This window comes from Sphingomonas sp. CFBP 13603, from assembly GCF_014892665.1.
Lineage (GTDB): Bacteria > Pseudomonadota > Alphaproteobacteria > Sphingomonadales > Sphingomonadaceae > Sphingomonas.
The window spans coordinates 1-13,589 of the sequence record NZ_JADBIA010000001.1 but is presented as its reverse complement, the minus strand read 5'-3'; the positions used below and the strand labels follow the sequence as shown (position 1 = coordinate 13,589).

At 67.1% G+C, this 13,589-nt stretch carries 12 protein-coding genes; 5 read left to right on the top strand and 7 right to left on the bottom strand.

The features are described from left to right. Entirely contained in the window at positions 1-1,134 is a 1,134-nt protein-coding gene (locus IFR23_RS20475) for a sensor domain-containing diguanylate cyclase (RefSeq protein WP_342344835.1), read from the bottom strand. 386 nt (positions 1,135-1,520) lie between these two features. On the opposite strand from IFR23_RS20475, the gene IFR23_RS00055 reads away from it, so the two are divergent. The 4 genes from IFR23_RS00055 (at position 1,521) to IFR23_RS00040 (ending at position 7,035) form a co-directional block, all read left to right on the top strand. After that, positions 1,521-2,606 carry an oxidoreductase gene (locus IFR23_RS00055; protein ID WP_192974227.1) on the top strand — a complete coding sequence of 362 codons (1,086 nt, stop codon included), beginning with the start codon at positions 1,521-1,523 and terminating at the stop codon, positions 2,604-2,606. Continuing rightward, the gene (locus IFR23_RS00050) at positions 2,603-3,088 is read left to right on the top strand and encodes a heme-degrading domain-containing protein (RefSeq protein WP_192974226.1); all 486 of its coding nucleotides are present in this window, start codon (positions 2,603-2,605) and stop codon (positions 3,086-3,088) included. Before IFR23_RS00055 ends, IFR23_RS00050 begins: the two co-directional genes overlap by 4 nt. A gap of 52 nt (positions 3,089-3,140) precedes the next feature. Next, the gene (locus IFR23_RS00045) at positions 3,141-4,709 is read left to right on the top strand and encodes a phospholipase D-like domain-containing protein (RefSeq protein WP_192974225.1); all 1,569 of its coding nucleotides are present in this window, start codon (positions 3,141-3,143) and stop codon (positions 4,707-4,709) included. 169 nt (positions 4,710-4,878) lie between these two features. Further along, the gene (locus IFR23_RS00040) at positions 4,879-7,035 is read left to right on the top strand and encodes a histidine kinase dimerization/phosphoacceptor domain -containing protein (RefSeq protein ID WP_192974224.1); all 2,157 of its coding nucleotides are present in this window, start codon (positions 4,879-4,881) and stop codon (positions 7,033-7,035) included. Here the strand turns inward: IFR23_RS00040 and IFR23_RS00035 are convergent. Both IFR23_RS00035 and ubiM read right to left on the bottom strand, forming a co-directional pair. Further along, complete coding sequence (locus IFR23_RS00035) at positions 7,004-7,801, bottom strand: sterol desaturase family protein (protein WP_192974223.1); 798 nt, start codon at positions 7,799-7,801, stop codon at positions 7,004-7,006. The two genes, IFR23_RS00040 and IFR23_RS00035, sit on opposite strands and share 32 nt — an antisense overlap. Positions 7,802-7,873: 72 nt before the next feature. Further along, positions 7,874-9,067, bottom strand: coding sequence for a 5-demethoxyubiquinol-8 5-hydroxylase UbiM (gene ubiM / locus IFR23_RS00030; protein WP_192974222.1), 1,194 nt, complete (start codon positions 9,065-9,067; stop codon positions 7,874-7,876). Positions 9,068-9,114: 47 nt separating this feature from the next. Here ubiM and IFR23_RS00025 point away from each other — a divergent pair, with 47 nt between their 5' ends. Continuing rightward, positions 9,115-9,699: a hypothetical protein gene (locus IFR23_RS00025; RefSeq protein WP_244655364.1), complete on the top strand. Its 585-nt coding sequence runs from the start codon at positions 9,115-9,117 to the stop codon at positions 9,697-9,699. A 4-nt stretch (positions 9,700-9,703) separates the two neighbouring features. Here IFR23_RS00025 and IFR23_RS00020 read toward each other — a convergent pair whose 3' ends face one another. The 4 genes from IFR23_RS00020 to IFR23_RS00005 all read right to left on the bottom strand — a co-directional run bounded on the left by IFR23_RS00020 (position 9,704) and on the right by IFR23_RS00005 (position 13,344). Further along, on the bottom strand, positions 9,704-10,414 hold the full coding sequence (locus IFR23_RS00020) for a Crp/Fnr family transcriptional regulator (RefSeq protein ID WP_192145516.1): 711 nt from the start codon (positions 10,412-10,414) through the stop codon (positions 9,704-9,706). Positions 10,415-10,486: 72 nt separating this feature from the next. Next, a complete protein-coding gene (gene cydX, locus IFR23_RS00015; protein ID WP_107961542.1) occupies positions 10,487-10,591 on the bottom strand; it encodes a cytochrome bd-I oxidase subunit CydX in 105 nt (34 codons plus the stop codon). A gap of 13 nt (positions 10,592-10,604) precedes the next feature. Beyond that, positions 10,605-11,744, bottom strand: coding sequence for a cytochrome d ubiquinol oxidase subunit II (gene cydB / locus IFR23_RS00010; protein WP_192974221.1), 1,140 nt, complete (start codon positions 11,742-11,744; stop codon positions 10,605-10,607). 16 nt (positions 11,745-11,760) lie between these two features. Further along, positions 11,761-13,344, bottom strand: coding sequence for a cytochrome ubiquinol oxidase subunit I (locus IFR23_RS00005; protein WP_192974220.1), 1,584 nt, complete (start codon positions 13,342-13,344; stop codon positions 11,761-11,763). Positions 13,345-13,589 lie beyond the last annotated feature (245 nt).

Here is a 13,589-nt window from a genome sequence, read left to right as displayed (position 1 = left end):
TTAATACGCCTCGATCCGGTGCTCGCGCAGCGCCGCGTTGACGTCACGGATCGCCCCCAGTCGCCGCGTCATCGTCGAGCCGAGACCGGGCCAGTAGCGCACGAAGCCGCCGCGCCCCGTCTCCTTGGCATGATAAAGCGCGAAGTCGGCATTCTGGCGCACGCGATCGACCACCGGATCGTCGTTCGACAGGACGGCACCGCCGATCGTCGCGCGCGGCACGACGACATGGCCACCGCAGTTGGCGGACAGCGCCAGGGCATCGAGTATGCTCTCTGCCGTTCGGTCGAGGTTCCGTAATGCATCGGGTCGATCGATGACCATCCCGAACTCATCGCCGCCGATCCGGTACGTCCGCCCAGGGAGCATCGCCGCCGCGATCCGGTCGCCCGCGATCTGCAACAGGCAGTCGCCCGCATGATGCCCGAACGTGTCGTTGACGGTCTTCAGATTGTCGAGGTCGAGCACGAAGATCGCCCAGCTAACCGGCGCGTTGCAATCGAGGTCGAGCAGCGCGGCATTGAACGCGGCGCGATTGGGCAGGCCGGTAAGTGCATCGGTGAACGCGCGCCGCTCGTGTTCGACGACGCGCTGGTGGCGGTCGATCGCAATGAGACACAGGCGCACCGAGTTGCACACCACGTCCCGCTCGAACGCCGTCGGACCCCGCCGTTCGCGGTAGTAGAACGCGAACGTGCCGACCGTGGCACCCTGCGCGTTGACGATCGGGCTCGACCAGCAGGCAAGCAGCCCGTGGGGCAAGGCCAGATGCTTGAACTCGGCCCAGCGATCGTCGGTTTCGATGTCGGTGACCGCAACATCCACCCCCAGAAAGGCTGCGGTGCCGCAAGAGCCGGCGACCGGACCAATGCCGAGGCCGTCCAGCGCGTTCGAATAGACTTCGGGAAGACTGGGGCCAGCCAGCGGGTGGAGCAAGCCGGCTGCATCGACGGACAGAACCGAACAGGTGACGCCCGGAAGCAACGTCTCGACCTCTTCGCAGAGGCGCCCGCAGGTCGGTATCAACGCAACCCCGGTGGCGATCATCTCGAGAATCGTATTCTGCAGCTTGAGCAAAACGCTCGTGGAGGCGTTCACATCCGCCGCTCGTGGGGTATCCGAATACGATTCCATCACGCCGTGATATGACCGAAGTTATTGCAGATTCATTGATATCTTTTCAATCGTGTCGAGCCACTGAAGAATAATCATCGGAAAGCTTATATAATCCAGCATCGCCAGATAGTTGAATTCAGATTGGTTCATTATAAAACCAATTCGACATCGTAATTTATCCGCCTCTTTGCAGATTTAATACTCCGCACGTCAGTAAGATGGCGGCATATTTCAAAACAAGTCGATACCACGAACGCCCGTCGCCTGCCGTTCTTCATCGTGACGAAGGCGAGCCAAATCGCATATCGGCCAGCATCTGCTGGGCCGCCATACGAGACCGCCTTCCCCCAAACGCTTCCCTGCCCCCCCACCGCAGTCGTATGGGCGGGTCCGAGGAGACGACCATGGCGTTGGCAATCAGCAATCCGAACACTCCCGCACGGCAGGTCCGCGTCGGACTGATCGGCTATGGATTTTCGGGCAAGACGTTCCACGCGCCGCTGATCGGGGCGGTACCCGGACTGTCTCTCTGCGCGGTCGTGTCGCGTGATGCGGCCAAGGTGAACGCCGATCTCCCCGATGCGGTGGTGTATGCCGATCCCGCGGCAATGCTGACGGCCGACGACATCGATCTGGTCGTCATCGCCACCCCCAACGATACCCATGCGCCCCTTGCCCGCGCCGCGATCGAGGCTGGCAAGCACGTCGTGATCGACAAGCCGTTCACGCTCGATCTGGCGGAGGCGCGTGCGCTGGTCGCTCTGGCGGAGCACCGCGGCGTGATCCTGTCGGTCTTCCACAACCGCCGCTGGGACAGCGATTTCCTCGGCGTGCGGCGTGCGATCGAGGACGGCCTGATCGGCACCGTCGGTCATTTCGAATCGCATTTCGACCGGTTCCGGCCCGCGGTGCGCGATCGCTGGCGGGAGCACGACGTCGCGGGTGGCGGAATCTGGTTCGATCTCGGGCCGCATCTCGTCGATCAGGCGGTGCAGTTGTTCGGCCTGCCGGACCGCGTTCAGGCGTCGCTGGCGAAACAGCGTAGCGGGGCGGTCGCCGACGACTGGGCGCATGTCGTGCTCTCCTACGGCGGACGGCGGGTCGTGCTCCACGCCGGCATGCTCGTCGGCGGCGGCACGCACCGCTTCACGGTGCACGGCGACGCCGGCAGCATCGTCAAGCACGCGATCGATCGTCAGGAGGCGCAATTGCTGGCCGGCATGCTGCCGGGTTCGCCGGGCTGGGGTGACGATCCCGATCCGCTGGTCTTCCACGACGGCACCGCCCCGCCCCGCGAGATTGCCACCCTCCCCGGCGATCAGCGTCGCTATTATAGCGGCATCGCCGATGCGATAAACGGCACGGGCGCCAATCCCGTGCCGCCGATCGAGGCGCTATGGGTGATGGCGATCGTCGAGGCGGCGGTGCAGTCGTCGCAGACGCAGGCGTCGGTCGCACTGTCGCTGACCGACGAGGAGCGGCGCGCATGACGCCCGTCGAAATGATCGCGCACCAGGAGCGGACGCTGGTCTTCGACCGGTTCGACGAAGAGACCGCCTGGTCGCTGGGGAGCTGGATCGCGGACCGGGGCCGCGCCGCCCGCGCGCCGATCGTGATCGACATCCGCCTCTTCCACCGTCCGCTGTTCTTCGCCGCGTTGCCGGGATCGGTTCCCGACAATGCCGAATGGGCGCGCCGCAAGCGCAACGTCGTCGAACGCTATCATCGGTCCAGCTACGGCGTCGGGCTGGACATGGCGGCGAAGGGATCGTCGCTGCTGGAACGCTACGGCCTGCCCCTGCTCGATTTCGCCGCGCATGGCGGGGCGTTCCCGATCACGCTGGCCGGCTGCGGCGTGATCGGCTGCATCGCGGTATCGGGCTTGCCGCAGATCGACGACCACATGCTCGTGGTCCGCAGCGTGTACGCGGCCACCGGCAAGGACCCCGACGCGTTCGAGATCGATCGGTAAAAGCGGCGGCGCGCGCTTGGCTGATCCGGCCAAGCCTGCGATGGCGTGCGGGATGACGAAACACGACACCCTGCTCGAGCCCGGTCGCAACTGCTGGCGCATCGAAGATGCCGAACGGGCGACGGTCATCGTCGATGCCGACGACTATTTCAAAGCCGCCCGCGCCGCGATGATGAAGGCCAAGACGCAGATCCTGCTCGTCGGCTGGGATTTCGACGCGCGCATCCGGTTCGGCGGCGACGTCGACGATGGCGGTCCGGAACGCGTCGGCGCGTTCATCAGCTGGTTGGCGAAGCGTACGCCCGGTCTGAACATCCATATCCTCCGCTGGGATACCGGCGCGATCAAGACGCTGTTCCACGGCCAGACGCTGTTGCGCATCGCCAGGTGGATCAAGGATCCGCAGGTCCATCTGCGGCTCGACGGGCATCATCCCCCCGCCGGATCGCATCATCAGAAAGTGGTCGTGATCGACGACGACGTCGCGTTCTGCGGCGGGATCGACATGACCGTCGATCGCTGGGACACGCGCGACCATGCCGATGACGAGCCGCGCCGGATCGAGCCGGACGGCACGGTCTATGGCCCGTGGCACGATGCGACGACGATGTTGCAAGGCCCCGTCGCCCGCGCGCTGGGCGACATGTGCCGCGGCCGCTGGGAGGTCTCGGGCGGCGGTGCGCTGGAGTCGGTGTCGGGTGGCGCAGATTGCTGGCCCGAGCATGTGACCGCGGATTTCACCGACGTCGAAGTCGGCATCGCGCTGACCATCCCCGAGATGGCCGAACAGGAGCCGCGCCACGATATCGAGGCGCTGTACGTCGACCTGATCGCCCGTACGAAGCGCTTCTTCTACGCCGAGAGCCAGTATTTCGCCTCGCGCAAGGTGGCCGAAGCGATCGGCAAGCGGCTGCGCGAACCCGACGGTCCCGAATTCGTCATCGTCCACCCGACCACCGCGGAGGGCTGGCTGGAGCCGATCGCGATGGATTCGGCCCGCGCGCGGCTGGTCGAGGCGCTGCACGAACAGGACCCGCACAAGCGCCTGCGCCTGTATCACCCGTTCACCGCCGGGGGGCAGCCGATCTACGTCCATGCCAAGGTGACGGTGGTCGACGACGAGGTGCTGCGAGTCGGATCGTCCAACTTCAACAACCGCTCGCTGCGGCTCGACAGCGAATGCGACGTCGTGATCGACGCCGGACGGATCCGCAACGCGGGCGAGCGCGATACGATCGCCAGCATCCGCAACGACCTGCTCGCCGAACACCTCGACAGCGACCCCGACACGATCGCGGCGATGATCGCGGAGACGGGTTCGATCATCGAGACGATCGAGCGACTGCGCGGCGATGGCCGGTCGCTGCGTCCCTATGAGGTGCCCGAACTCGATTCCGTGCGCGAATGGCTGGCGGACAACAAGATCCTCGATCCGGAAGGTCCCGGCGAGATGTTCGAGGGGCTGGCGGGCCGCAAGCCCCTGCTGAAGAACCTGCGACCCCACCTGCACCGCGCCGACGGCACCGTGTCGCCGGTCATGGCCGCGGTCGCGGTAGGCGGGACCGCCGCCGGCATCGCGTTGGTCGGCACGATGCTCTGGAGCCGCCTCAACAGGAAATAGCGACCGGCGCCGGTACCCGGACGGCGACGCTCCCCCTGTCTCTTACGTCCATTTCGGGCCGATCATTATGCATGTATTTGACAGACGGCGGCATTCGGACGTTGTATCGCGGCCGTAACAACGCGGGGTTCCGGGTCGTTGGCCTACCCTCCCGCGGATCGGATCATGGATGCCAAGCTCCGCTATCGTCGCGCCGGGGCACGGCCCGTCGTCTTCGTCGTCCGGTATCGCCGCATGCGACCGCGAACCGATCCACATCCCCGGATCGATACAACCCCATGGCCTCCTGCTGGTCGCCAGCCTTCCCGATCTGACGATCGTTGCCGGCGCCGGCGATATCGAGACGTCGCTGGCCCGCGACTGGCTCGGCAGGCCGCTGGGCGAACTGCTCCGTCAGGCCGTGACCGACAAGCTCGATGCCCGCCCGACCGGGTCGACGGTTGCGCTGAACGACGTCCAGGGGATCGCGCAGACCTTCGTCGCGATCGCGCATCGGTCGCCCGGAAAGCTGATCGTCGAACTCGAACCCGCGCCCGCCTCGATGCCATCGTCGATCGACGTCCTGTCCGCGATGGAGGAAGCCGCCGCCACCTTCGAGCAGGCGTTCGGGCTCCGCGAACTCTGCGAACGTGCGGCACGCGCCTTCCGCAACCTGACCGGGTTCGACCGCGTCATGGTGTACCGCTTCCTCGACGACGATGCCGGCGTTGTCGTCGCCGAGGATCGCGATCCGGCGGCGAACAGTTTCCTCAACCAGCATTTTCCCGCCTCCGACATCCCCAGCCAGGCGCGGGCGCTGTATGTCCGCAACCGGGTCCGGATCATCCCCGACGCTGGATACGAGCCCGCCCCGATCCGCCCGCAGGCCGCCGCCTCGCTCGACCTGAGCGATGTCGGGCTGCGCAGCGTGTCGCCGATCCACCTGCAATATCTGAAGAACATGGGCGTCACCGCGTCCGCCTCGATCTCGATCGTCCGCGACGGCCGGTTGTGGGGGCTGATCGCCTGCCATCATCCGACCACGCGGTTCCTGCCCCTCCACGTCCGGATGGCGTGCCGTGCGCTCGCGGGCAGCCTGTCGCGACAGATCCGGGCGAAGGAGGATGCCGAACTCTACCGCGACCGCATCCGGTTGCGCTCTGCGGAGGATGCCGTCGTGCTGCGGCTCGGCAGCGACATCTCGCTCGCCGGGTTCTTCGCCACCGCGGGCGACGACATGTGCCGGATGCTCGGCGCGGACAGCTTTGCCGCCGTCCGCGGGGGCGAGCTGTACGTCGCGGGCCGCTCGCCGCGCCATGCCGACGTGCTGGCGGTCGCCGCGTATGTCGGCGAGCGCGCGAGGACGCTGCCGTTCTCGACCGACCGGCTGTCCGAGCAGCTTCCCGATGCGGTTGCCTATCAGGATCTCGCGAGCGGCGTTCTCGCGGTCACCATGTCGACCGACGAACCGACCATCCTGATCTGGTTTCGCGCCGAGCAGATCGAGGTGGTGAACTGGGCGGGCAATCCGCACAAGGACGTGCCCGCCGATCCGGCCGCGACGCTGAGCCCGCGCGCGTCGTTCGAGAGCTGGAGCGAGGCGGTGCGCGGTCGGTCCGCGCCCTGGACGCTGTTCGAGATCGAGGCGGCGAGCCGGCTCCGGCGGACGATGTTCGAGGCGCGCCAGAACCGCCGCCTGTTCGAGGTGAACCGCGAACTGACCGCGACGATCGCCGACAACGAGAGCCTGCTGCTGCAAAAGGACTACCTCATCAAGGAGGTGCATCACCGCGTGCAGAACAGCCTCCAGCTGGTCTCCGCGTTCCTCGGATTGCAGGGCAAGGCGGTCGGCGACGAGGTGTTGACCGCGCATCTGGCGGAGGCGCAGCGCCGGCTGTCCGCGGTCGCGATGGTCCACCGGCGGCTTCATTCGGACGAGCACCTCCAGGCGATCGACCTCGCGCGCTACATCGGCGACCTGTGTGCGGAGATCAAATCGTCGATGGACCGTTCCTGGGGCGACGCGATCCAGCTCGATCTCGCGCCCGTGCTCATCTCGACCGAGCGCGCGGTCAACGTCGGGCTGATCCTGACCGAGCTGGTCATCAACGCCAACAAATACGCCTATGCGGGCGGCTCCGGGCCGATCACGATCGAACTCGAACAGCACCGCAACCGCTTTCGGCTGGTGGTGTCCGATCGCGGCGCGGGGAAGACGGGCACGGGCGCCGGGTTCGGCTCGCGGATGCTATCGTCGATGGTCAAGCGGCTGGCCGGGACGATCGAGGAGACCGACAACGATCCCGGCCTGCGGGTCACGGTAACGGCACCGATCGCCGACGAATGACGCCGCCCGACGATCGCTTGCGACCGGGCCGGTGCGGCATCGCGCGCGATCGGTTCGCGACCGCCGGATAGCGTGCGGCAGCCGCGTCGGTGTAACCGAGATTGAAGACGGTCGCGCTCTTCGTCGGACGCTGCATGCGCGTGTAGAGCGTGCCGAACAGCCGATCCCAGACGAAGCTGGTGATCCCGAAATTGCCGTCCTCGTCATGGAAATGATGTTCCATGTGACGCCGCTTCATCGTCGCGAGCCAGCGGTTGCGCGGCTTCCACCCGAGATGTTGGACGCAGTGCGCGAACTCGTAGAACGCGGTGTAGAGCAGTCCGGTCGCGAACCCGGCCAGCGCGCCGCCCGTTCCGCCGATCAGCCAGCCCGGCAAGGCCGCGACCAGCAGCAGCGTCGGCAGCGTGGTGTGGAGCGCGCCGAACAGGATCTCGAGCCGGTCGGGATCCATGTGATGATCATAGTGGATGCGTTTCCAGATGCCCGCCAGCGCGGGAACCTTGAACATCCAGCGGCTGTGCAGCACCCAGCGGTGGAGCACGTACCAGACCAGCGGATAGGCGACCGCGACCAGCAGGACGATCGCCAATGTCGGCACAAGCGGCGCCGGCCACCGCGCGAACGCGGCGATGCTCGCCCCCGCCAGCACCAGATAGACGATGACCGCGTAGTGCGTGAAATACGCGACGAACAGATCGCGCAGGCCCATGCGGCCTAGCTGGTGCGTGCGATCCCAGAACCGCAGCGTCGTGGAAAGCGTCTTCATGCCTACGCGTCTAGCGCGCGCGTCGGCGCACGGGTTTGACGGCGGTCAATCGAGAACTGCCGGATGCGACGCTCAGTGCCGCATCAGCATCCGCGAGACGCCCGCGCGTATCGGCGACAGCCGGGCGGCGGCGCGCAGGATCGCGGGGCGCGCCACGCGCGCGGGCATCCGGTCGTCGGTGTACAGACCGACGATGAGGCCGGTCGCGGCGAACGCCGGTGCGGCGGCGATCCGGTGCGCGGCTTCGTACCGGCGCAGGAGCGACGACGCGCCGATATCGCGTCCGCTCGCGGCCGCGCGCGATACGAGGCTGGCGAGCGACGCCGCGCTGCGCAATCCCAGGTTGAAGCCATGTGCGGTCACCGGGTGCATCCCGACCGCCGCATCGCCGATCAGTGCGGCGCGGGTCGCGGCGAAATGGTGGCTCCACACCGTCGCGAGCGGATAGACGTGCGCGCACCCGGCGACGTGCATCGTGCCGAGCTTGCCGGCGGATCGTCGCGTCAGTTCGGCCGCCAGCGCCGCCGGCTCCAGCGCCGCAAGCCGTGCGACCGCGTCCTCGGGCAACGTCAGCACCACCGACGATCGGCGCCCGACCAGCGGCAACAGCGCGATCGTCTGGTCGTATCCGAACCATTCTGTGGCGATCCCGCGATGATCGCATTCATGCGTCACGTCCACGACCAGCATCGACCGCCCGAGACGGTTCACCGTCGCGCCGATCCCGAGACGGTCGCGAACGCCAGAAAAGCGCGAATCCGCCGCAACCAGCAATCGTCCCCGCAGCACGCGCCCGTCGCTCAGCGTGACCGCCGTTCCCGCTCGATCCGCCACGACATCGCAAACCGCCACATCCGCGAGGATCGTCAGCTTCGACGTGACCGTCGCGGCCGCTCCGGATGTCGCCGCCGCGAACAAGGCCCGGCGGATATGATGATTGGCGACGAGCTGGCCGAGCCGGTCCTCGCTCAAGCGATCGTTCGGGGGATCGAATGCGAGCGTGAAATCGGACCGGCCGTCGAGCACGCACGCACGCCGCAACGGCGACACCACCGCCGGATCGACCAGAGCCCAGGCCCCCAGCGTGCGCAGGATGTCCACCGACCGGTGCGTCAGCGCGATCGCACGTCCGTCGACCGCCGGATCGGCCAGCGCCGCGATCGGCTGTCGCTCCACCACGATCACCGCGAGCCCGCTGTCCGCGAGCCCCAGCGCACAGGCCAGCCCCGCGGGCCCGCCGCCCACCACGATCACATCGCATTCCATGTCGCACCGCATAGCCGTGACGAAGACAGGGGCTTTGACGCTGGTCAATGCCGATACCGCCCGGCCTGCGCATCCCGCATGACAAGGAGAAGGCGGTGATGGACCATGAGCGGCTTGCCGGAAACGTCGTGCCGTTCGCGCGGCGCTGGCACGTGATCCACGAGATCGACCTGGTCCGCCTGATCGGTGCGCAGCGCAGGCGCGCCGAACTGTGCGACCGGCTCGAAGCGGTGGGCGATGGCCTGCCCGCGCTGCCCCCGCGTTACGAACTTGCGGCGCTTTGCGGCGCGCTGGCGGAGATCGCGGCACGCGGCGAGCCCTCTCTCGAGGCGATGCTGCTCAAGGATGCCGACGATGCGCTGGGCGCCGCGCTGCTCGATCATATCCGCATCCGGTGCATGACCGACGCCACCGCGGCGCAGGAACTGATCGACATGCTCGGTCCTGCCGTCGCCTCCGACCGGCGGCCGACGGCGGATGCGCTCGGTTACATGTTGCGCGGTTTCTTCACCGGCTGTCGTCGTGCGATCGATTTCGAGCAGCTCGCGATCCTTGCCTCGGCGGGCCACCGACTGACCCGAAACGCCCGGACGATGCTGATCGACAGCCTGTCGGTCCGCCGCGAGGGCTGACGGCTCAGGCGGCTTCGGCACGGGCGGCGAGCGCGGCACGGTCGCTGATCGTCACCGCGCGCGTTCCCGGCAGGGCGATGATGCCCGCCGTCTTCATCTTGGTGAGTTGCCGGCTGACCGTCTCGATCGTCATGCCGAGCACGTCGGCGATCTGGCCGCGCGTCATCGGCAGGTCGAACGTGACCGGACCACCGGGCGTGGCGCGACACCCCGCCTCGCCCGCCCGCGTCGCCATGTCGAGCAGGAAGCCCGCGACCTTCTCGCCTGCGGACTTGCGTGCCAGTGCCAGCATCCGCCCGCGCGCATCGCTGAGCGACTCCATCGTGCGCTGGAGCAGCAGCCGCTCCATCCGCTGATGATCCTCCAGCACGCGCTCGAACCCGGCGCGCGGGAACACGCAGAGCTCGGCATCGGTCAGCGCGACGAGCGTGAAGTCGGTCGGCCCCGCATAGGGCTGGCCAAAGAATTCGGCGGGATACAGCAGCCCGACGATCTGTTCGCGCCCGTCCGACGTCGCGGCGACCAGCTTGAGCACGCCCGACAGCACGTTGCCGCAGATCACGCCGTCCTCGCCCGCCCACGCGACCGTCTGGCCCGACACGATCCGCCGACGCCGGCCCAGCGTGTTGAGCGTCAGCAGTTCGCGGTCGTCGAGGCTGCCGCACAACGCACTGTCGCGCACCGCACACTCGGTACAGATGTCGGTTGGGCCCATGCACTTGATGTAGAGCAGGCGGGAAGATCTGTCGCCCTTTCCCGCCCTATTCCCGGTCATTGCACGCCGTTTTCAGCTATCATCTTCTACGGGCAAGTGAAATTCATGCCAGATACCGTTGAGGATGCCGAAACCGACCGCGAGACCGAGGCCCAATACCCAGGAAAAATACCACATCGTCGTGTCCTATCTAGTAGAAGTCGGGATTGGTGCGGACGTCTTCGGCGGTGACCCGGCCGAACATCACCTTGTAGGCCCAGGCGGTGTAGGCGAGCACGATCGGCAGCAGCACCGCGGTCACGAACAGCATCAGGCCGAGCGTCTTGTGCGTCGACGACGCGTTCCACACGAGCAGGCTGGAATGCGCATCGATGCTCGACGGCAGGATGAACGGGAACATCGAACAGCCCACCGTCGCGACGATCCCGACCGTCGACACCGACGAGCCCGAGAAGGCGAGCGCCTCGCGCCCCGACCGGATGCCGAGCAACGCCAGCCCTGCGCCGACGAACCCGAGCACCGGCAACACCATCATCCACGGATGCGCGGCGAAATTGTCGAGCCACGCGCCGCCGACCTGCTCGACCGTGGTGCGCAGCGGGTTGGACGGTCCGGCCGGGTCGACCGTGCCGACGATCCGGTAGCCGATCCCGCCCCAGCGGACGAACACGAAGCCGATCGCGAACAGCATGATCGAGGCGATCGCCGCGACCGTGCCGAAGGTGCGCGCGCGATCGTGGACCGGTCCGTGCTCTACCTTGATCGTCAGCCACGCCGCGCCGTGCAGCACCAGCATCGTCACCGACAACAGCCCGCAGAGCAGCGCGAACGGCGTGAACAGCCCGAGCAACGATCCCTCGTAGAACGAACGCAGATCGCCATCGAGGCGGAAGGGCGCACCGAGCAGCACGTTGCCTACCGCGACGCCGAACACCAGCGCGGGCACGAAGCCACCGACGAACAGCGCCCAGTCCCACCGCGCGCGCCACGCCGGATCGGGCCGCTTCGAGCGATATTTGAACCCGACCGGCCGCAGGATCAGTGCCGCCAGCACGAGGAACATCGCGAGGTAGAAGCCCGAGAAGCTGACCGCATAGACGAACGGCCATGCCGCGAAGATCGCGCCGCCGCCGAGGATGAACCAGACCTGATTGCCCTCCCAGGTCGGGCCGATCGCGTTGATCACCATCCGGCGCTCGGGGTCGTTTCGTGCGACGAACGGCAGCAGCGCCGCGACGCCCAGGTCGAACCCGTCGGTCAGCGCGAAGCCGATCAGCAGCACGCCCAGCAGCGCCCACCAGATCAGCCGCAATATCTCGTAATCGAACATGATATGTCCTTCCTGATCAGGCGGGTGTGGGAATGACGCCGGGGGGGCGAGTGGCGGCGACCGGCGTCTCCGTCGGCTGGTCGTCAGGCTGCTCCGGCCCATGGCGGATCGCGGCGAGGATCAGCCGGACCTCGATCACCGCCAGCACGCCGTAGATCAGCGTGAACCCCGTGATCGTCGTCCACAAAGCGGCGCGCGACAGCGAACTGGTCGCCAGGAACGTCGGCAGCACGCCTTCGATCGCCCAGGGCTGACGGCCAAGTTCCGCGACCACCCAGCCAAGCTCGATCGCCACCCACGGCAGCGGCAGCGCCGCAACCGCCAGCATCAGGAACCGCCGCGATGTCGTGTGCTTGCGCAGCGAGCACAACACGAACGCGGTCGCGAACAGCGCGATCATCGCGAAACCGATGAACGCCATGATCCGGAAGCTCCAGAACAACAGCCCGACATCGGGCACCGTATCCCACGCCGCCGCCTCGATCTGCTGCGGCGTCGCGGCACGCGGGTCGGCGATGTGCCGCTTGAGCAGCAACGCATAACCGAGATCGCTGCGATGCGCCTCGAACCGCGCCCGCTGCGCGATGTCGGTCGGCGCGACCTTCAGATGCTGGACCGCATCATAGGCGATGACGCCGGACTCGATCCGTTCCTGCGCCTTCAGCACCAGTTCGGACATGCCGGTGACGGTGCCGTCCAGGCTGCGCGTCGCGATCAGCCCGAGCACCCACGGGATCTCGACCTTGTAGCGCGTGCTGTGCGTGAGCGTGTCGGGCAGGCCGAACAGCGTCAGCCCCGACGGCCCCGGCTCGGTGTGCCAGACCGCCTCGATCGCGGCGAGCTTCATCTTCTGGTTGTCGGTCAGCGCATAGCCGCTCTCGTCGCCCAGCACGACCACCGACAGCGATGCCGCCAGCCCGAACGCCGCCGCGACCGTCATCGATCGCCGCGCGACCGGTACGAAGCGCCCCTTGAGCAGCCAGAACGCCGACACGCCCAGCACCACCACCGATGCGCAGACATAGCCGGCGCTGACGGTGTGGACGAACTTGGCCTGCGCGACCGGATTGAACAGCACCGCGCCGAAATCGGTCACCTCCATCCGCATCGTCTCGGGATTGAAGGCGGCACCCACCGGGTTCTGCATCCAGCCATTGGCGACCAGGATCCACAGAGCGGACAAATTGGTGCCCAGCGCGACCATGCAGGTGACGAGCAGATGCCCCAGCTTCGACAGCCGGTCCCAGCCGAAGAACATCAGCCCGACCATCGTCGCTTCGAGGAAGAACGCCATCAGCCCCTCGATCGCGAGCGGCGCGCCGAAGATGTCGCCGACATAATGCGAGAAATACGACCAGTTGGTGCCGAACTGGAACTCCATGGTCAGCCCGGTGGCGACGCCCAGCACGAAGTTGATCCCGAAGATCTTGCCCCAGAACCGCGTCGTGGTCCGCCAGATCCGGCGGTTGGTCATCACATAGACCGCTTCCATGATGACCAGCATCGTCGACAGTCCGAGCGTCAGCGGCACGAACAGGAAATGATACAAAGCGGTCAACGCGAATTGCAGCCGCGACAGGTCGACGACCCCCGGATCCATGGCGATTCTCCTTGGGACGGTGCCACCCCAGGCCCCGTCATCCCCCGTCGCTAGGGGCGTGCGGCGCGACCGACATTGACCGCGGTCAAAGACGCTCCGGGCATGCCGTCCGACGGACGCGGCCATGACGACGATGGTACAGGACAAGATCCACGCGCGCGCGCGCACCCGCTGGCTGCGTGCGGCAGCGGGTAGCGAGCGCGGCGGGGCGGGTAGCGAGCGCGGCGGGGCGGGTCGCGAGCGCG